The following is a 20195-nucleotide window of genomic DNA, read 5'->3' as shown; positions in this document are numbered from 1 at the left end:
GCTCCTTATTCTTTGCTTTTTAAAATTGAATTGCAAGTCTTGCTTTGGCTACTTTGTCTTTAGGAATTTCACAAGTGATTTTGCGTGTTTTATCCGTGATAGTAATAACGAGTGTTGTGCCGTCATAGCTAACAAGCGTTCCTTCCCACATTTTACGGCCATCAATTGGCTCATAGGAAGTTACATGGACATATTTACTTACCGCATTTTCAAAATCTTGCTCTTTCTTTAGTGGACGTTCAGCACCTGGTGATGAAACCTCCAAAAAATAATTTTGAGTAATTGGGTCAGATTCATCCATCTTCTCACTGACTTTTTCACTGACAGCTGCGCATTCATCGATATCTACGCCACCATCTTTATCAATAAAAATTCGCAAAAACCAGTTTGGACCTTCTTTTTCAAAGGCAATGTCTACGAGTTCCAACTGCAGTTCATTCGTAATTGGCTCAACAATTGCTTCTACTTGTTCTAGTACTTTACTCATTTCAGCCTCCTTAAGAGATACGCTTTTCCAGCTAATTCGTCTCCTACTTCTGCCACAGGTGACTCTTTGACAGATTTGCAAAACGAAAGCGTGGGCATTGGCCCACGCTTGGCTGAGTTATCGTAGTATTTCTTAAATAAGTTTATCACAAATAGTGACTACAAGCAAGTTTTGCCCATTTTTAGAACAGGGAAAGTTGATTTTGATCAGGCAATCCTTCCAAGCATCCTTGATCATCCATATATTGAATAATCGTTTTGGATACTTTTCCACGTTGTTGTAAGTCCTCTTTGGATAAAAATTCCCCATTTTCACGAGCAGCAACAATTTGCTTCGCTACGTTAGTTCCAAGACTAGGAATTGCATTAAATGGCGGAATAAGCGAATCTCCATCAATAATAAACTCATCTGCTGAAGATTTATACAAATCGACTTTTTGGAAATGAAAGCCACGAGCAAGCATTTCGTTCGCAATTTCTAAAACAGTTAATAAGTTTTTTTCTTTTGTCGATGCTTCCATCCCTTTATCGTTTACTTCTTTCATCGTTGCTTTTACGGCTTCTTTTCCGTTTACCATCGATGTTAAATCAAAATCGTCGGCACGAACGGTGAAATAAGTCGCATAAAAGTATAGTGGATAATGTACTTTGAAATAAGCAATTCGTACAGCCATTAAAACGTAAGCTGCAGCATGGGCTTTCGGGAACATGTACTTAATTTTTTTACATGATTCAATGTACCAAAGCGGCACTTTATTCGCCATCATCGCTTCTTCCATCTCTTCTGTTAAGCCTTTCCCCTTACGAACGGATTCCATAATTTTAAAAGCTAACGAACTTTCTAGACCTTGATAAATTAGGAATACCATAATATCATCCCGACAACCAATAACATCAGGCAGTTCACATGTTTTATTCTTAATAAGTTCTTCGGCGTTACCAAGCCAAACATCCGTCCCATGAGAAAGACCAGAAATCTGAACTAGCTCTGAGAATGTCGTCGGTTTAGTTTGTTCTAACATCTGACGGACAAAACGGGTTCCAAATTCTGGAATTCCAAGTGTCCCTGTTTTGGAATCAATATCAGCTGGTTTAACTCCAAGTGACTCCGTAGAACCAAATAGTTTCATCACATCTGGATCATCTGTTGGGATTGTTTTTGGATCAATACCGCTTAAATCCTGTAACATCCGAATAGCGGTCGGATCATCGTGTCCAAGTATATCAAGTTTAAGCACATTATCATGAATGGAGTGGAAATCAAAATGCGTTGTTTTCCATTCTGAATCAGTTGCATCTGCCGGAAATTGTACTGGCGTAAAATCGTAAACATCCATGTAATCCGGAATAACAATAATACCACCTGGATGTTGACCGGTTGTCCGTTTAACACCTGTACAACCAGCAACAAGTCGGTCAATTTCAGCTCCACGAATAGTCATATTCATATCACGTTCATAATTACGAACATAACCGAATGCTGTTTTCTCGGCAACAGTACCAATAGTTCCTGCTCGGAAAACGTAATCTTCTCCAAAAATTTCTTTTGTATAAGCATGGGCTACTGGTTGATAATCACCAGAAAAGTTTAAATCGATATCGGGTACTTTATCCCCTTTAAATCCTAAGAAAGTTTCGAAAGGAATATCTTGTCCTTCTTTTTGGTAAGCCGTTCCGCAGTGCGGGCATTCTTTGTCCGGCAAGTCAAATCCAGAACCAACAGAACCATCATCAAAGAACTCCGAATCCTTACAATTTGGACAAAGGTAATGTGGTGGTAATGGATTTACTTCGGTAATTTCCGTCATTGTTGCAACGAATGAAGAACCAACAGATCCCCGTGAACCAACGAGATAACCATCTACAAGGGATTTCTTAACGAGTTTATGAGAAATAAGATAAATAACCGCAAAACCGTGACCAATAATACTTTTTAGTTCTTTTTCTAATCTAGCTTCCACGATTTCAGGTAAATTTTCACCATACAATTGATGTGCCATATCATAACTCATATTACGAACTTCGTCTTCCGCACCATCAATTTTTGGCGTATAAAGTTCATCTTTGATTGGTTTTAATTCTTCCATCCAATCCACAACTAGATTTGAATTTGTGACAACGACTTCTTTGGCTTTTTCTTCTCCTAGAAAGGCAAATTCTTTTAGCATTTCATCAGTCGAACGGAAATGAACATCTGGTAATTCTGCGCGATTGAGTGGATTTGCCCCACCTTGCGAATGAATCAAGATTTTACGATAGATTTTATCAACTGGGTCTTTGTAATGAACGTTACCTGTTGCTACGACTGGTTTTCCAGCTTTTTCACCCACACGAACAATGTTTTTCAAAATTTCTTCCAGTGCTTTTTCATCACGAACAAGTTCCCGCTCAATTAAAGGCGCATATACTGGCTTCGGTTGAATTTCAATGAAGTCATAGAATTCGACTACTTTTTCAGCAGCTTGCATTCCTTTTTGCATCATCGCTTCAAATAATTCCCCTTGACTACAGGCTGTTCCAACAATTAAGCCTTCTCGCAGTTTTTTTAGTTGCGAACGTGGAATTCTTGGTACACGGTAGAAGTAATTGATATTTGACATTGTGATTAATTTGAATAGATTTTTCAAGCCAACGTCTGTTTGTGCATAAATCGTTGCGTGGAATGGTCTTGCGCGTTTATAAGCATCGCCTTCACCCATGTAGTCATTTAAAGAATCATGAAAATTAATATCGTGCATTTCTTTTGCATCTTTAATTAGTTTCCAAGCCAAATACGCTGTTGCTTCAGCATCAAAAACAGCCCGGTGATGCTGCTCAAGAATAATATTGAATTTCTTTGTTAATGTATTTAAACGGTGATTTTTAAAATGTGGATAAAGGAAACGAGCTAATTCGAGTGTATCGACAACTGCATTATCTGCTTTTTCTAGTCCAACTTTTTCATAAGCAGTATTAATAAAGCCCATATCAAAAGAAGCGTTGTGGGCAACGAGAATATCATCGCCACTCCATTCCTTGAATCGTTTTAGCACTACATCAATTGGATCTGAGCCTTTTACCATATCGTCTGTAATACCTGTTAGATTGATAGTAGTGGCAGAAAGCGGATGACCTGGATCAATAAATGCTTCAAATTTGTCAATGATTTCTCCATTTTTCATTTTTACGCCGGCAAGTTCAATAATAGTGTCATAGACAGCTGATAGACCCGTTGTTTCTACGTCAAACACGCAATAAGTTGCATCTTGTAAGCCAATATGTTGATCGTTATAAGCAATTGGAACACCGTCATCAATAAGATTTGCTTCAATACCAAAAATAACTTTTAAGCCATATTTTTGTCCTGCACCATAAGCTTCCGGGAAAGACTGAGCTACAGAGTGATCAGTAATTGCAATGGCTTTATGTCCCCAATCAGCTGCTTGTTTAAATAAAGAATCCACCGAAGAAGTTGCATCCATTTGGCTCATAGGTGAATGAAGATGAAGTTCTGCCCGCTTTTCTTCAGCGGTATCAAGACGTTTTACTCCTGCAATTTCATTGATATCTTGAGCCATCATTATCAAATCGCGCACAAAAGTGTCATTTTGTACACTTCCTCGCACTTTCACCCACATTCCTTTTTTCAGATTCTGGAACATGGCTGCATCTTCATTATCACGAGAAAACATTTTTATAATCATTGAGCTTGTATAATCAGTAATTTTAAATTGTAATAAACTACGGCCACTACGAAGTTCTCTAATTTCAGTTGCGAAAATTAGTCCTTGAACTGTAATACGTCGTTCTTCATCATAAACATCACCAAGACGTTTAATTTCTTCGTCGTCCTTAATTTTATAGCCGATTTGGAAAGGTCCAGATAATGGCGCTGCACTCGAATTACCATTTTGTCCTTCAGCTTGACGTTTTTGCATTACTTGAACAGCTTCTGCGGCTTTTTTCTGATCCTCTTCTTGTTTCGCTTGAGCAAAAGCTTTATATTCATCGGATTCTGATTGATCAAGCATATGCATTTTCATTGCTAGTCTTGGGAATCCGGCTTTTCCATAGTTTTCGATAATTTTCGCTTGAAAACGTTGCTGAATAGTGGCTTCTTCCATATCATTATGGACTGCCACTTCAATAAAATGAGGTTCTTTGAAAGTAGGTTTTTGTTCCATAAGGAGTTTTCCAATCATCGGCGACTGCTTTCCAATTGGCTCTACGATTAAATTCCAGTATTCTTGAATAAGAGTTTCATTGATTGTCTGATTTTCCGGAACTATTTGCATTTCTGTTTCAGCAATTTGACTAAAAGCACGCTTCATTCCAACATCCATCATATGGAAAAGTGGAGCTGGAAAGATTTGCGGTACATGCAAATGAAATTGCCAAGTTTTATTTTTTTTATCGGCAATTAACTTTTCGATTTTAGCATCTTTTGTGAATTCTTCGTAGGTAGTTACGTCTTGTAAGCCAATTTGTGTCATTAACAGCTGAAATCGTTCTTGTTTTTCTTCCTCTTTTGCAGTCATTCCGAATAACACCCCTTTATCTGAATTTATAAAAGCCAGATGTCCCTCATGACTCGTTTTTTATGGAACGAGTGGAGTTTCATCTGGCACGAATGTATCAGTAAATTATTTATCTCCAAAAAGAATTGGTAATGTATTGAGTAATTCATCTTGACGAACTTCAATCATTTCGCCCGTTTTTCTGATTTTCACTTCCACGATACCTTCTGCTGCTTTTTTACCAACAGTAATGCGAATTGGTAAACCGATTAAATCAGCGTCTGCAAATTTAACACCCGCACGTTCAGCGCGATCATCAATTAATACGCTAAATCCTGCTTTTTGCAACGAGTCATATAGAGATTCTGCAAAAGCAACTTGCTCTTCACTCTTCATATTAACAGGAATTAAATGTAAATCAAATGGGCTAATTTGCTTATCCCATACTAGGCCATTTTCATCATTTGATTGTTCGGCAATGGCGGATAAAATACGAGACACACCAATTCCGTAACAACCCATGATAATTGGTTGTGCACGACCGTTTTCATCTAAAATTGTCGCATTCATCGCTTCACTGTATTTTGTGCCAAGTTTGAAAATATGACCAACCTCGATGCCTTCTGCAAATTTAATGACACCTTGACCATCTGGAGATAAATCACCAGCTTGAATCATACGTAAATCGAAATAGCTAGTAACTTCAAAATCACGATTTGGATTCACATTAACATAGTGGTAGCCATCTTCATTTGCACCAACAACCGCATTAGCAATATCTTTTACTGCATTATCTGCAAATACACGAATATTTTCTGGAACGCCAATTGGACCGAGGGAACCAAAGTTTGCGCCAAGTATTTCCACTGGAACAGCTGGATCAACTAGCTCTACATTCGTTGCATCAAGCGCGTTTTTGATTTTGATATCATTCACTTCATGATCACCGCGAACTAATACCATAATTACTTCTTCGTCTACTTGGTAAAGCATTGATTTAATCGTTTTTTCAATTGGTACTTCTAAAAACTCAACAATATCAGCAATGAATTTTTGATTGGCAGTTGCTACTTTTTCTAACTCTTTCTCAAGTTCATGAGATTTTTTCTCCATATATAAAACTGGTGCCATTTCAGTGTTTGCTGCGTAATCAGAAGCATCACTATAAGCAATTGTATCTTCACCAATTTCAGATAATGCCATAAATTCTTTTGATTCATTTCCGCCGATAGATCCGGAGTCCGCAATAACAGAACGGAATTCAAGGCCGCACCGAGTAAAAATATTAGAATAAGCTTGGTGCATTAACTTGTAAACTTCATCCAAACTTTCGCTAGTAGCATGGAAAGAATAAGCATCTTTCATAATGAATTCACGACCACGTAGTAAACCGAAGCGCGGACGTTTTTCATCACGGAATTTTGTTTGGATTTGATACAAAGTTAATGGTAAACGTTTATATGATTTTACTTCATCACGTAAAAGTGCCGTAATAACTTCTTCATGTGTTGGTCCAAGCGCAAAATCACGAGAAGCGCGGTCTTTTAGGCGCATTAATTCTGGACCATAATCATTCCAACGACCAGACTCTTGCCATAGTTCAGCTGGTTGAAGTGCTGGTAAAAGTAATTCTGCTGCTCCTATTGCTTCCAACTCTTCACGTATGATTGCTTCGATTTTTCGTAACATCAGTGTAGCAAGTGGTAAATAACTGTAAATCCCACTCGCAGTCTGTCTTATAAAACCAGCGCGTAAAAGTAATTGGTGGCTCTTTACTTCCGCATCCGCCGGAACTTCTTTTAATGTTGGTATAAATGTCATCGTTTGACGCATTTAAAACACCCCTTTTTTCCCTTTATTAGTCTTTCTGTTTTAGAAAAATGCTCGTTGAATATCGTTCCATGTCACAAGAATCATTAGAACCATTAAAAGCGCAAATCCAGCAAAATGGATAATACCTTCTTTTTTAGGATCAATTGGTTTACCGCGAACGAGTTCATATAAGAAGAACATCAAACGCCCACCATCAAGTGCTGGTAGCGGTAGCAAGTTTACAATTCCTAAGTTAATACTTAAAACAGCAGTCCAGTTTAGAACCGTCATAAAACCATATTGAACAACTTGTTGTGTACTAGTATAAATACCAACAGGACCATTTAGCATATCTAGTGAAAATCCACCTGTAACCATGTTACCTAAAATCGTAAATATTTGAACAATCCAATTCCAGGTCTGCGTAAATCCGTTAGTTATTTTAGCAGCAAATGAAGTATCCATCGGTGTTTCTACTCCAATTTTCCCAACTTCTTTGCCATTTTCTTTTTGCGTTTCCGGTTTTACATTAATATCTTGTGTTTTACCGTCACGCTCGATTTTGAAATCAAGTGTTTTTCCCGGATTTTCGGAAACACTTTGAACAATATTTGTCCACGATTTCGTTTCTTTTCCGTTGATGGAAAGAACCTCGTCTCCTTTTTCAAGACCAGCTTGTGCAGCAGCTCCGTCTGGTAAAACATTCCCAAGCGTATTATCAGTGCTTGGTACTCCGCCCTGAACAAAAGCTAGTGCAGTAAAAATTAAAATAGCCAAAATAAAGTTAAAAAGTGGCCCAGCAAAAATTGTCATTGCTCGATTCCCTAATGATTTCGCATTAAAAGAACGATCATATGGAGTTATCATAGTTTCGATTTTACCATCTATCACAAGCGCATTACGTTCTACTTGATAACGCACTTTTTTTGTATCATCATAATCTTCATAACCTTCAATGAACAACTCTTTCTCTAAATCACAAAGCGATACCTCGATAGGTTGTGCATTGACATATTGGTCTTTGCCGTTAACAATAATCTTGCTCACGGTTTCTTCTGGAGTTAATTCTAGCCCCACACGATAGCCGGGTTTTAGCTCAATTTCCTCGCCATCTTCTCCAGCCATACGAACATATCCACCAATTGGTAGTAAGCGAATCGTGTACTGTGTTTCTTTTTTTCGATAAGCGAAGATTTTCGGTCCAAATCCAATTGAAAAATCTTTTACCATAATGCCAGCACGTTTTGCAAAAAGAAAATGTCCTAGTTCATGGAAAAATACAATCAGACCGAATACGAAAATAAAAGCAATAATAGTTGTCAAAATAGTTTCACCTCTATAAAAGTGTCTTTACATACGCGCGTGTTTCTTGATCGACTTGTAAAATCGTATCCAAGTCAGGCTCAGAAATACTAGTATGACGGTTCAGTGCATTTTCAACAAGCGCTTCAATATTATAAAAAGCAACTTGTCCATTCAAAAATCCAGCTACAGCAATTTCATTCGCCGCATTCAAAACTGTTGGCATTGTTCCACCTATTTTACCAGCATTATACGCGAGTTTCAATGCCGGAAATCTCTCATAATCCACTTTTTCAAAATGGAGTGCTGAAAAGTCAGTAATCCGGAAGTTTTTTTCGTAAGGAATAAAGAGTCTGTCAGGATATGTTAACGCATATTGAATCGGCATCCGCATATCCGGGGTGCCCAGTTGTGCAATAAAGCTGCCATCAACGAATTGAACCATAGAATGCACTATACTCTCCCGTTGGATGACCACTTCAATGTCATCATAATCCACACCAAACAACCAGTGAGCTTCCATCACTTCCAAGCCTTTATTAAACATCGTCGCCGAGTCAATAGTTAATTTATTTCCCATATTCCAGTTCGGATGTTTTAAGGCTTCCTTAACAGTTACTTCACTCAATTCTCCCCGAGTTTTGTCTCGAAAACTTCCGCCACTCGCTGTAAGAACTAATTTTTCTATTCGTTCCGGATTTTCACCGTTTAATGCTTGTAAAATAGCAGAATGTTCACTATCAACAGGTAGTAATGAAATATTTTTCTCACGAGCAGCTCGCATTACAATATGCCCAGCAGTAACAAGTGTTTCTTTATTAGCAATAGCAATGGACTTCCCAGCTTCGATAGCGTCTAAAGTTGGTAATAAGCCAACACTTCCCATTACTGCATTTAATAACACATCTCCATCTAAATAGGTCGCTACTTCTCGTAGACCTTCTAAACCATTAAAAAATTTCACATTAGGAAATTCGGACTCAAGCGTAATACGATCTCTTGTATGCCAAACAGCAACCATTTTCGGCTTAAATTCCTGAATAATTGCTCGACCTCGTTCCATATTACGTCCAAAGCTAAGAGCAACGAGTTGAAATTTTTCCGGATTTTCTCGAATAATTGCTAAAGTTTGCGTTCCGATAGAACCTGTTGCGCCAAGTAAAATAATTTTTTTCATTATCCCATCTCCAATTAAATAATTTGAAGTATATGTAGTAGCGGCAATACGAATAGCAGACTGTCAAAACGGTCTAAAATCCCACCATGACCAGGTAAAATTTTCCCAGAATCTTTTACACCGTAAAAACGTTTTAAAGCTGACTCGACCAAATCCCCAAGCTGACCAAAGATAGATAAAAATACTAAAAGTGCTAATATCCATACAATATTTCCAGGTAAATCAACAAAATAATAGAAGCCTCCTGCAATCACAAGCGCACATACGATGCCCCCAATAAATCCTTCAATCGTTTTATTTGGGCTAACATTTGGTGCTAGTTTGTGTTTTCCGATTGCTTTTCCAATAAAATATGCCCCTGTATCTGTTGACCATACAATAAACAAAGCGAAAAGTACATACATTAATCCCGCTTCTCGAGTTAATGCCAAATAATGGAAGCCGAATCCTGTATAAAAAGCAGCAACCATACTTATACCCACTTGATCAAAATGGAATTTATTTCGCGAAAATACCGTATTAGCAAGTAATAACGCCATTAAAATAAAAATAATTTCCATTTCAGTAATATGCAGATTATTTAAAAAATCTAAATATCTATCCGGTACGACAACTAACCACATCAATAATAAGGTCACAATTCCATTCATCGAAAAAATTCGTTGTTTTGTCATTATAAGCACTTCATAAAGCGCAATCGTTGCTAGTAAAATACTTAATAATTCAAACGGAATTCCTCCATAAACAACAAACGGAATGAAAAATATAAGCGCAACAACTGCAGTAATAATTCTCGTTTTCAATCTTCTTTCCTCCCTAGAGCCCTCCAAAGCGACGCGTTCGGTTTTGATACTCAATAATCGCTTGTAAAAAATCTTCTTTTGAAAAATCAGGCCAATGTGTTTCTGTAAAATAAAATTCACTATAAGCTAATTGCCATAGCATAAAATTACTTAATCTTAGTTCGCCACTAGTTCGAATGAGTAAATCAGGATCTCCAAGACCACTACTCATTAAATGGTTATTTAAAATTTCTTCCGTTAAATCCTCAGATGACTTACCTTCTAAAGCTAATTCTTTCATGGCTTCTTTTGCAGCAGTTATGATTTCCGACCGACCGCCATAGTTAAGTGCAAAGTTAAGTGTCAGTCCTGTGCAGTGAGACGTATCAGCTATAGCTTTTTCTACAGCTCGCATTGTGTGTTCGGGTAGATTTTCTCTGTAACCCATTACGTTAACTCGAACATTTTCTTCAATCAACTCTGGTACAAATGAGTCAAAAAATTCTACAGGTAGTTTCATTAAAAAATCCACTTCATCTGTAGGTCGCTTCCAGTTTTCAGTTGAAAATGCATAAAGCGTTAATACATCAATACCAATCGCACTCGCATAACGTGTAACACGCTTGACTACATCCATACCTTCTTTATGTCCTGCAATTCTTGGTAAGAAACGTTTTTTTGCCCATCTTCCATTTCCATCCATAATAATAGCAACGTGACTTGGAATAGGCAAATCTTCTGCAAGTTCACTATTTAATATATTTTCATCTTGTCGAAATAGCTTTTTAAACATCATAAATCCTCCAATTGATACACTTCTTAGAGCATGTCTATACCTATAATAACAAAAAAGAATCAATTAATGTACTAAAAATTCCATGTGAACACATGAGATTTTCATGAGAGAGATGGAATTGCCCATTAAAAAACATTCCTAACCCAACACATATGGAAAGAATTAGGAATGTCATTTCAACTTAAAAGGTTATTAACCTTATTTGTTACTATTTGAAAAGTACCAATTAAACTTCTAAGATTTCCGCTTCTTTGTCTTTCGTGATGTTATCAATGTTCTTGATGCTTTCATCCGTTAATTTTTGAACGTCTTCCCCATAAGAACGCAAATCATCTTCTGTAATATCGCCATTTTTTTCTAATTTTTTCAGTTCTTCGTTTGCTTCACGACGAATATTACGAACAGCTACTTTCGCTTCTTCTGCTTCTTTTTTCACTTCTTTTACTAGTTCTTTACGACGTTCTTCCGTTAATTGTGGAATAGATAAACGTAGTACAGATCCATCATTATTTGGTGTTAATCCCAAATCAGATTTCAAAATTGCTTTTTCAATTTCACCTAAAACAGTTTTATCATAAGGTGTAATAAGCAACATTCTAGCTTCCGGCACACTAATAGAAGCCATTTGATTAACTGGTGTAGGCGCTCCGTAATAGTCTACAGATAAACGATCAAGTAGTGATGCATTCGCACGTCCAGCACGAATTGTACCTAATTGTCTAGTTAATGCTTGTTCTGCTTTGTCCATTTTTTCTTTGGATTTAGTTAATACTTCTTTACTCATTATTTTTTCCCCCTAACAGTAGTTCCAATTTTTTCTCCTAAAATAACACGTTTAATATTATTGCCTTGTTCTGTAAACGAGAAGACGATTAATGGAATGTCATTGTCCATACTTAGTGAGGATGCTGTTGTATCCATAACCTCTAGCCCTTCTTTAATTACATCAAGATAAGATAACTCTTCGTATTTTTTCGCATTTTCATCAAGTTTCGGATCGGCATTGTAGACACCATCTACATTGTTTTTCGCCATTAAAATAACATCTGCTTCGATTTCAGCTGCTCTCAGTGCTGCTGCTGTATCTGTGGAGAAGTATGGATTACCTGTCCCACCTGCAAAAATGACAACACGACCTTTTTCAAGGTGACGAATCGCTTTACGACGAATATATGGTTCCGCAATTTGTCGCATATCAATGGACGTTTGTACTCGTGTTGCAACTCCGATATTTTCAAGGGAGTCTTGTAATGATAAAGAATTCATGATGGTTGCAAGCATACCCATTTGATCTGCTGCTGCACGGTCCATTCCCATTTCACTACCAAGTTTGCCGCGCCAAATATTTCCGCCGCCAACAACGATAGCTACCTCTACTCCTAATTCTACTACTTCTTTAATTTGAGCAGAAATCAAATTGACCACGCTCGGGTTAATTCCAAAGCCATCATTTCCGGCAAGAGCTTCACCGCTTAATTTTAATACAACTCGTTTATAATCTGGGGTATCCATAATAGCCTCCAATTTCATATTCTATTCATAGATAGAAAAGTTTTCCATCCACCATTATCTATTCTACTAAAAAGCTGGCTATTACAAAAGTGTTTTCTATCAAAAAATGAAAAAACATTTAAAACGAAGAAAACTTACTTTTATTTTTTATTGCATTTTTTTCTAATTAAGACAGTTTATAACCTATATCGGTGTTTTTTGTGATAAAATAAACAAATAAATAAGTGTATTTTGAACTAAAACGACAAAACACACAGGAGGACCATTTTACATGGCTACGTGGCATAAAATATACATATATAATGAACAAATTGAACAATGGGATAACCAAGCCATAATAGAAATGCCCTCTGATAATGAGTTTGCAGGTTATTTTTTCTTATTACCTAAAAAAATGGTGTTTACTATTTCGACAAACTTTAGTTATTTTTATTTTCCAGATAATTGGAAATTTCAGTTAAAAAAGCATACTGAAAAAACACAAATTGATGTCGTGAAAATGATAGCTTTATTTCAAAAAGATAATGATAAAATTATGCAGACTTTTCAAACAAAAAAAGTTAACAACAGTATCATTAGTGTTCGAACGCATATCCCTAAAAAAATGGAAAAAGATGTGAGCATAGCAAATGACCTTATTCGATAACCAAAAACAAGCTATAGAAAAATTAAAAAAATACAAAGTTGGCGCTTTATTTATGAAACCTGGTTCTGGTAAAACAAGAGTAGCCTGCGAATTAATTAAAGATGTTAATCCAGATTATGTCCTTTGGCTAGTTCCCTTTCAAACAAAAGAAAATTTAGCCAATGAAATTATCAAATGGAATTATGATTTCCCGCAAGAAATAATCGGCATTGAATCCCTGTCTAATTCAGATCGCCTATATCTAGACTGCCGAGAAAAATTAAAAAAAGCAACAAAAAGCTATATCATTATGGATGAAAGTCTTAAGATAAAAAATAAACAAGCTTTGCGAACGCAACGTGCCATAAAGTTAGCTCGACTCGCCGATTATAAATTAATTATGAACGGCACCCCTCTCAGTCGTAATATTTTAGATTTATGGTCGCAATTAGATTTTTTATCACCACAAATTTTAAATTTAACATTTTCACAGTTCAAAAAAACATTTTGCGAATATGTCACAATTACACAATTAACCGAAAATAATAAACAAACCATGGATATCATCAAAAAATATCATAATTTAAGTTATCTATATAAATTAATTACTCCATTTATCTTTTCTTCATCCTTTGATTTAAAGATTGATTGGCACTACATTAGACACAATTACACAATTGATGAGCCGCTTTTAGAAAAATATTACGAATTAAAAAATGATTATCTCCAAAAAGCAGCCGCATACACAATTAATATTAATTTTTTGGAAATGTCTCAAGTAATGCAACATTGCTACTGTCTTTCATCAGAAAAATTCACCATAACAGAGTCTTTAATTAGCGGAAAAGAGCATTCCACCATTATTTTCTGTAAATATAAACAATCTGAGAAAGCCCTTCAAGAAGCCTTTCCAAATGTTAAAGTGACGACGTTTGCTAAATCATCTTATGGACTTAACTTGCAAACGTATAACCAAATAATTTATTTTGATAAAACTTTTGATTATTCACAACGAGATCAATCCGAGCGACGCATTTATCGTACCGGGCAAATGCGCGACTGCTATTATCATGATTTGAGTGGCAATGTGGGTCTTGATACTATTATAGACACGAATATTTCTAAAAAAACCAATCTATTACAAGAATTTAAAAAAGAACTTTCACAAAAAAATTCCTTCGAGGTGATTATGGATGCATTCTAAAACTGTTTTAGAGGCTTCAAAAGAGAGATTAGACGTCATTTTCTCCGAGTTCGATAATATTATTATCTCCTTCTCCGGGGGCAAAGATAGCGCAGTTATGCTTCAACTTGTGATTGACTATATGCGACAAAATAATATTCATAAAAAAGTCTATGTTTATCATCTGGACTACGAAGGTCAATATAGTGCAACAACTGAATTTGTGACAGAAACTTTGACAAGTAATTTAGATATCATCGAACCACTCTGGTGCTGCTTGCCTATAGCTGCTCAATCAGCTGTGTCTATGTATACTGACCACTGGATTCCTTGGGAGAAATCAAAACAAGCCATATGGGTAAGAGAGATGCCAACATTTCCTTCTGTAATTAATGAAAAAAATGCCCCGTTTGATTTTGATTTTCATGGTATATGGGACTATGAATTTAATAGAAAAATGATTAACTGGTTACATACTAGAAACAACGCTAAAAAGACGATATCTTTAATCGGCATTCGTCAACAAGAATCCCTCAATCGTTATAATGCCATACATAAAAAAGAACGCATGTATAAAAACTATAATTGGACTACGGAACTTTCCAAAAACATCTATAACGCATACCCTATTCACGATTGGTTAGTGGATGATATTTGGATCGCCAATGCCAAATTTAATTGGTCTTATAATAAAATTTACGATTTATTTTATCATGCCGGCTTGTCTGTAAATGATATGCGCGTAGCAAGTCCTTTCAATGATTCCGCAACAGAAAGTCTTAAATTATATCGTGTCATTGAACCAGCACTTTGGTCTAAATTGGTAGGCCGAGTTAATGGCGCCAATTTTACAGCTATTTATGGAGGAACTTCTGCAATGGCTTGGAAAGATATCAAACTCCCAGAAAATCATACATGGAAATCCTATTTAGAATTTTTGCTCACAACTTTGCCTCCATACACCAGAGAGCGTTATTTAAAAAAATTTAAAACGAGTATCTCTTACTGGACTGAAAAAGGCGGTGCTTTAAAAGTAGAAACTGTCCAAGAATTAAAGGATTTACATGTACAAGCTGACTTCCTTGGCAAACCAAATAACAATCGTACCTATACTAATCCCATGGAAGTTGTTCGTTTCAAAGAATATCCAGATGATTTAAAAATAAAAGAATTTTCCAGTGTTCCTACCTATAAACGTATGTGCATTGCTATTTTAAAAAATGATTATTCTTGTAAATACATGGGATTTGGTCAAACAAAATTAGAATTAGAGAAAAGAAAAAATGCACTAGAAAAATATAATAATATTTTATGAGGTGATATAATGAATTACAAAAGCCCTGTATATGGTGTCACGCCTGTTCATTACACTAAACTTAAAGCAAATAACTATAATCCCAATACCGTCCCCACAACGGAACTAAAGCTACTAGAAAAATCAATTTGGGAAGACGGCTATACACAACCAATTGTCTGTTTTCCCTTGGAAGATTCAGGCAACTATGAAATAATAGACGGGTTTCATCGTTATACAATCATGAAAACATCCAAACGTATTCGTGAAAGAGAAAATGAAATGCTCCCAGTTGTCATTTTAGAGAAAGATGCCGTTAACCGAATTGCCTCAACAATTAGACATAACCGGGCAAGAGGATTTCATAATGTAGAATTAATGTCTAATATTGTCGGTGAACTGGTAGATAGCGGTATGTCAGACAATTGGATTATGAAAAATATTGGAATGGATGCGAATGAAATCTTACGCTTAAAACAAGTGAGTGGTCTAGCTCACCTTTTCTTAGATAAAGATTTTAGTAAAGTACCCGATTAATTTAAGAAATGAGGAAAGAAAATGAAAGAAAATAAATATGATGATAAACACTTTTTTGAACAATATAGCGAAATGCCCCGCTCTAAAGAAGGCCTAAGCGCGGCTGGAGAATGGCACGAATTCAAAAAACTTCTCCCTGATTTCGATGGAAAAACCGTACTTGATTTAGGCTGCGGTTTTGGTTGGCACTGCATCTACGCCGCTGAGCATGGTGCTAAAAAAGTAGTTGGCATAGATTTATCCGAGCGAATGTTAGCTGAAGCAAAACAAAAAACGACATCTGAAGTAATTAGTTACGAACAAAAAGCAATAGAAGATGTCGAGGTGGAACCAGAAGCTTATGATGTTGTTCTCAGTTCGCTAGCAATTCATTACGTTGCCTCCTACCAAGATATTTGCAAAAAAGTTCATACTAATCTTAAAACTAATGGCAAATTCATTTTCTCGGTCGAACACCCTATTTTTACGGCTGAGGGCAAACAAGACTGGTATACAGATGAAGCTGGCAACAAGTTACACTGGCCAGTTGACCATTACTTTGATGAATCGATTCGTACAACAAATTTTCTCGGTAAAGAGGTTCATAAATATCACCGGACTATCACAACCTACATCCAGACTCTCTTAAAAAACGGCTTTCAAATAAATAACGTAATCGAGCCAGAACCAGCTCCTGAACTTAAAGATCTCCCAGAAATGCAAGATGAATTCCGCCGTCCAATGATGTTGATCATTTCTGCAAGTAAACTTTAAAGAAAGTAGGAAATAACTTGTACGATTCTCATTTATACACTAAGTTAAAACAAAATGAATATAAACTACCTAAAGATCTAAAAACTTCTGATAAAATAATTGATATAATGTTATCTAATTTATCTTCTACAGATAGTATTTTAAGAGATACTATTGCTTATCATATTTTTTCTGAATGGCTTGTTATTAGAGATAACTTAACTATTCATCAAAAAATGAGAATTTATAATTATTCTGTGAATAAAAAGAACTTACTTTTTAAAATTGATAAAATTGATTCCGACGCTGTATTTCAACGATCTTTTCTAGCATTAATTATCGCGTTACTATTAGAAAACAATAAAATTCATGCTTTTTTAAATGATAAAGAAATAGAAAAAATTTTTATTTTGCTCAATGAACTTTTAAAAAAAGAACAAAATATGCTTTCTTTTGTTGAAGGAAAAGGTTGGTCACATTGCATAGCTCACACAGCAGATGCTCTAGATGAATTAATATATCAACCAACCATTAAAAATTCAGATGTGAAAATAATTATGAATTCTATTAGTGATTTTTATAAAACAAACACAGTTATCTTAACTGGAGAAGAGGATGAACGATTAAGTAATATTATTATAACCGCATTATTTATGAAAAAAATAAGTTATGAAGAAGTTACAAACTGGCTAATTACTTTAGCAGAAAGCATACCTAATTTATTACCAGAAATACCTTTGATAAATATAAAGCAATTTACCCAAACATTACTCATAAAATTATCTGTTTTAAAATACAAAGTGAACTTTAAAGACTTTCCGATTGTAAACCGTTATATTAATGTAAGTAAAAATAATTTAGATTTATAAAAAAACCATGTAGAATTAGTTAAGCTTAACTAATTCTACATGGTTTTACTTTGATAAAAAGATTATTTCTTCGCTTTTTTTGGCTTTTCTTTTTCTTGCTGTTTGTTCATTGCGCTCATCATTTGATTGATTTTCTTTTGTGATGGTTTTTGACCCATTTGCGCCATCATCATTTGTAACATTTGTTCGTTAATTGGCGGATTGTTTTTTAAATAGCTCATCATGTAACGTCTTGCAATAAAGAATCCCCCCGCAAGACCAGCTAGTAAACAAATAATGCCGACAAGAATGTAAATCCACATAGTCTCTTTTCTCCTCCTTGAAACAAAATCCTCTTTTATTGTACTTGATTTATAATAAACAGACAATACTTTTCAGCAAAACTTATCATCTAGATCAATTTATCAATAAAAGCTGCAAACAACCTCGTAATTATAACATTAAAGGCACCACTTGCGCAATCTAAAAAAAGCATAAAAAAAACAGACCGCCCTAATAAAAATAAGTAGCGGTCTGTTTGTTTAATTAAAGTGATTTCACTGTGTTTACCACGTTTTCAACTGTAAATCCATAATTTTTAATTACTGTTTCACCTGGAGCAGAAGCACCAAATTTGTCGATGCCAATAACTTTTCCGTCTAAACCAACATAGCGTTCCCATCCAAAGCTAGCACCCATTTCTACTGCTACACGTTTTCTAACAGCATTTGGTAAGACGCTTTCTTTGTATTCAGCTGATTGTTGTTCAAATAGATCAAATGATGGCACACTTACAACCGATACATCTGTTCCTTGTGCTTGAAGTTCTTGTTGTGCTTCAACAGCTAAATTCACTTCAGAGCCGCTTGCAAGAATTATTGCTTCCGGAACTTCATTTTTAGCTGGTGAAATAACATAAGCACCTTTTTTAACGCCTTCTGCAGTCAATTTAGCAGAGTTTGGCAATGTTGGTAAGCCTTGACGAGTAAGAACAAGTACATGTGGAGTATCTGTCGAAGTAATCGCTAGTTTCCAAGCTTCTACTACTTCATTTCCATCAGCAGGACGGATAACAGAAAGTCCTGGCATAGCACGTAAGCTTGCAAGTTGCTCGATTGGCTCATGTGTTGGACCATCTTCCCCAACAGCAATACTATCATGTGTCATAACATAAGTTACAGGTAAATGTTGGATTGCGGATAAACGAATCGCAGCACGTACATAGTCAGAGAATACAAAGAATGTACCTCCGTATACTTGTAGCCCTCCGTGGAGAGCCATACCGTTTAACGCTGCACCCATTGCAAATTCACGAACACCAAACCAGATATTGCGTTCTGCAGGAGTTTTTTTAGTGAATTCACCATCTGTTTTAATCGTTGTATTATTAGAACCAGCAAGGTCTGCTGAACCACCAAAAATAGTTGGGATTTTAGCAGCTAATGCATTAATAACTTCACCACTTGAAGCACGGCTAGCAAGTGCTTTAGAATCGTCATATACTGGAAGCTCTGCATCCCAATCAGCTGGTAACTTGTTATTTAAGCTATCTTCTAATTGTTTAGCAAGCTCTGGGTATTTCGCTTTATAAGAAGCAAATAATTCGTTCCATGCTGCCTCTGCTTTTTCACCGCGTTCGCCAATTGTTTCTTTAAAGCGAGCAGTAACTTCTTCCGGAACAAAGAATTTTTCTTCGTAGTCCCAGCCATATGCTTTTTTCGCAGCTAAAATACCTTCATCACCAAGTGGAGCGCCATGAACTTTACTAGTACCAGCATTTGGCGCACCAAATCCAATAACCGTTTTCACTTCAATCATGGTAGGTTGAGAAGTATTTTGTTTAGCTTTTTCAATTGCAGCTAATATTTCTGCTGTATCGTTACCATCTTTTACTAGTAAATGCTCCCAACCATATGCTTCAAAGCGTTGTTTTACATTTTCTGAGAAAGACTTATCTAAATCTCCATCAAGTGAAATGTCATTGGAATCATATAAAAGAACTAATCTTCCTAATTGTTGGTGTCCAGCGTAAGAAGCAGCTTCAGAAGCAACACCTTCCATTAAATCACCATCTCCGCATAGCGCATACGTATAATGATCCACTACAGGAAATTCATCTTTATTATATTTCGCTTCTAAGTGTCTTTCTGCCATAGCCATACCAACAGCCATTGCAATACCTTGACCAAGTGGACCAGTAGTAGCATCTACACCGTCTGTATAGCGATATTCTGGGTGACCTGGAGTTTTACTTTCCCATTGACGGAAGTTTTTAAGGTCTTCTAATTCTAATTTAAATCCGCTCAAATGTAATAAACTATATAAAAGCATCGAACCATGTCCAGCAGAAAGCACAAAACGATCTCGATTGAACCAATGTGAATTCTTAGGATTTGTATTTAATACGCGAGACCAAAGTGCATAAGCCATTGGTGCAGCTCCCATTGGTAGCCCTGGATGACCAGAATTTGCTTTTTGAATTGCATCCATTGATAAAGTACGAATTGTATTTACTGCTAAACTATCTGTGTTATCGAACAAGTGAAACATCCTCTCTTAAATATAATTTTAACTACTTTTAATAATAAGCCTAAAAAGCAATTAACACAACCA

Annotated in this window: 17 protein-coding genes; 6 read left to right on the top strand and 11 right to left on the bottom strand. The window is 35.9% G+C overall.

Annotated features, from left to right (window positions below):
• Positions 1-19: 19 nt before the first annotated feature.
• From rimP to pyrH, 9 genes are all read right to left on the bottom strand, one after another.
• Positions 20-487 (bottom strand): ribosome maturation factor RimP, encoded by a 468-nt coding sequence (rimP, locus tag LWE_RS06740; protein WP_011702139.1) that lies wholly within the window; start codon positions 485-487, stop codon positions 20-22.
• Between the two features lie 181 nt (positions 488-668).
• Positions 669-5003 (bottom strand): PolC-type DNA polymerase III, encoded by a 4335-nt coding sequence (locus LWE_RS06735; protein WP_011702138.1) that lies wholly within the window; start codon positions 5001-5003, stop codon positions 669-671.
• Positions 5004-5108: 105 nt separating this feature from the next.
• Positions 5109-6815, bottom strand: coding sequence for a proline--tRNA ligase (locus tag LWE_RS06730; RefSeq protein ID WP_011702137.1), 1707 nt, complete (start codon positions 6813-6815; stop codon positions 5109-5111).
• 39 nt (positions 6816-6854) lie between these two features.
• Positions 6855-8117 (bottom strand): RIP metalloprotease RseP, encoded by a 1263-nt coding sequence (gene rseP / locus LWE_RS06725; protein ID WP_011702136.1) that lies wholly within the window; start codon positions 8115-8117, stop codon positions 6855-6857.
• A 13-nt stretch (positions 8118-8130) separates the two neighbouring features.
• Positions 8131-9273: a 1-deoxy-D-xylulose-5-phosphate reductoisomerase gene (locus LWE_RS06720; RefSeq protein ID WP_011702135.1), complete on the bottom strand. Its 1143-nt coding sequence runs from the start codon at positions 9271-9273 to the stop codon at positions 8131-8133.
• 14 nt (positions 9274-9287) lie between these two features.
• The gene (locus tag LWE_RS06715; RefSeq protein WP_011702134.1) at positions 9288-10076 is read right to left on the bottom strand and encodes a phosphatidate cytidylyltransferase; all 789 of its coding nucleotides are present in this window, start codon (positions 10074-10076) and stop codon (positions 9288-9290) included.
• Between the two features lie 13 nt (positions 10077-10089).
• The gene (locus tag LWE_RS06710; protein ID WP_011702133.1) at positions 10090-10848 is read right to left on the bottom strand and encodes an isoprenyl transferase; all 759 of its coding nucleotides are present in this window, start codon (positions 10846-10848) and stop codon (positions 10090-10092) included.
• A gap of 229 nt (positions 10849-11077) precedes the next feature.
• Positions 11078-11635, bottom strand: a complete 558-nt coding sequence (gene frr / locus LWE_RS06705; RefSeq protein ID WP_011702132.1) for a ribosome recycling factor — start codon at positions 11633-11635, stop codon at positions 11078-11080.
• Positions 11635-12363 (bottom strand): UMP kinase, encoded by a 729-nt coding sequence (gene pyrH / locus LWE_RS06700; protein WP_003723449.1) that lies wholly within the window; start codon positions 12361-12363, stop codon positions 11635-11637. Before pyrH ends, frr begins: the two co-directional genes overlap by 1 nt.
• A 271-nt stretch (positions 12364-12634) precedes the next feature.
• On the opposite strand from pyrH, the gene LWE_RS06695 reads away from it, so the two are divergent.
• The 6 genes from LWE_RS06695 to LWE_RS06670 are packed head-to-tail and all read left to right on the top strand — an operon-like array spanning position 12635 to position 17603.
• A complete protein-coding gene (locus LWE_RS06695) occupies positions 12635-13009 on the top strand; it encodes a hypothetical protein (RefSeq protein WP_011702131.1) in 375 nt (124 codons plus the stop codon).
• Entirely contained in the window at positions 12993-14192 is a 1200-nt protein-coding gene (locus LWE_RS06690) for a DEAD/DEAH box helicase (RefSeq protein ID WP_011702130.1), read from the top strand. Before LWE_RS06695 ends, LWE_RS06690 begins: the two co-directional genes overlap by 17 nt.
• The gene (locus LWE_RS06685; RefSeq protein ID WP_011702129.1) at positions 14182-15486 is read left to right on the top strand and encodes a DUF3440 domain-containing protein; all 1305 of its coding nucleotides are present in this window, start codon (positions 14182-14184) and stop codon (positions 15484-15486) included. The genes LWE_RS06690 and LWE_RS06685 overlap by 11 nt, the downstream gene beginning before the upstream one ends.
• A 9-nt stretch (positions 15487-15495) precedes the next feature.
• Positions 15496-16002, top strand: coding sequence for an IbrB-like domain-containing protein (locus tag LWE_RS06680; RefSeq protein WP_011702128.1), 507 nt, complete (start codon positions 15496-15498; stop codon positions 16000-16002).
• Between the two features lie 21 nt (positions 16003-16023).
• Entirely contained in the window at positions 16024-16755 is a 732-nt protein-coding gene (locus LWE_RS06675) for a class I SAM-dependent methyltransferase (protein WP_011702127.1), read from the top strand.
• A 17-nt stretch (positions 16756-16772) separates the two neighbouring features.
• Positions 16773-17603 (top strand): DUF2785 domain-containing protein, encoded by an 831-nt coding sequence (locus LWE_RS06670; protein WP_011702126.1) that lies wholly within the window; start codon positions 16773-16775, stop codon positions 17601-17603.
• Between the two features lie 62 nt (positions 17604-17665).
• Here the strand turns inward: LWE_RS06670 and LWE_RS06665 are convergent, their stop codons facing one another.
• On the bottom strand, positions 17666-17905 hold the full coding sequence (locus LWE_RS06665) for a YneF family protein (RefSeq protein ID WP_003723442.1): 240 nt from the start codon (positions 17903-17905) through the stop codon (positions 17666-17668).
• A gap of 223 nt (positions 17906-18128) precedes the next feature.
• On the bottom strand, positions 18129-20123 hold the full coding sequence (gene tkt / locus LWE_RS06660; protein WP_011702125.1) for a transketolase: 1995 nt from the start codon (positions 20121-20123) through the stop codon (positions 18129-18131).
• Positions 20124-20195 lie beyond the last annotated feature (72 nt).

This window comes from Listeria welshimeri serovar 6b str. SLCC5334 (assembly GCF_000060285.1).
Taxonomy (GTDB): Bacteria; Bacillota; Bacilli; order Lactobacillales; family Listeriaceae; genus Listeria; species Listeria welshimeri.
This window is presented reverse-complemented; position numbering and strand designations above follow the sequence as displayed.

What these genes read in the sequence shown, in the direction of transcription:
- frr (WP_011702132.1), bottom strand. Translation starts at nt 11,635, where the DNA reads ATGAGTAAAGAAGTATTAACTAAATCCAAAGAAAAAATGGACAAAGCA.
- LWE_RS06710 (WP_011702133.1), bottom strand. Translation starts at nt 10,848, where the DNA reads ATGTTTAAAAAGCTATTTCGACAAGATGAAAATATATTAAATAGTGAA.
- LWE_RS06665 (WP_003723442.1), bottom strand. Translation starts at nt 17,905, where the DNA reads ATGTGGATTTACATTCTTGTCGGCATTATTTGTTTACTAGCTGGTCTT.
- LWE_RS06680 (WP_011702128.1), top strand. Translation starts at nt 15,496, where the DNA reads ATGAATTACAAAAGCCCTGTATATGGTGTCACGCCTGTTCATTACACT.
- LWE_RS06690 (WP_011702130.1), top strand. Translation starts at nt 12,993, where the DNA reads ATGACCTTATTCGATAACCAAAAACAAGCTATAGAAAAATTAAAAAAA.
- LWE_RS06730 (WP_011702137.1), bottom strand. Translation starts at nt 6,815, where the DNA reads ATGCGTCAAACGATGACATTTATACCAACATTAAAAGAAGTTCCGGCG.
- LWE_RS06695 (WP_011702131.1), top strand. Translation starts at nt 12,635, where the DNA reads ATGGCTACGTGGCATAAAATATACATATATAATGAACAAATTGAACAA.
- rimP (WP_011702139.1), bottom strand. Translation starts at nt 487, where the DNA reads ATGAGTAAAGTACTAGAACAAGTAGAAGCAATTGTTGAGCCAATTACG.
- LWE_RS06735 (WP_011702138.1), bottom strand. Translation starts at nt 5,003, where the DNA reads ATGACTGCAAAAGAGGAAGAAAAACAAGAACGATTTCAGCTGTTAATG.
- LWE_RS06675 (WP_011702127.1), top strand. Translation starts at nt 16,024, where the DNA reads ATGAAAGAAAATAAATATGATGATAAACACTTTTTTGAACAATATAGC.
- LWE_RS06685 (WP_011702129.1), top strand. Translation starts at nt 14,182, where the DNA reads ATGCATTCTAAAACTGTTTTAGAGGCTTCAAAAGAGAGATTAGACGTC.
- LWE_RS06720 (WP_011702135.1), bottom strand. Translation starts at nt 9,273, where the DNA reads ATGAAAAAAATTATTTTACTTGGCGCAACAGGTTCTATCGGAACGCAA.
- pyrH (WP_003723449.1), bottom strand. Translation starts at nt 12,363, where the DNA reads ATGGATACCCCAGATTATAAACGAGTTGTATTAAAATTAAGCGGTGAA.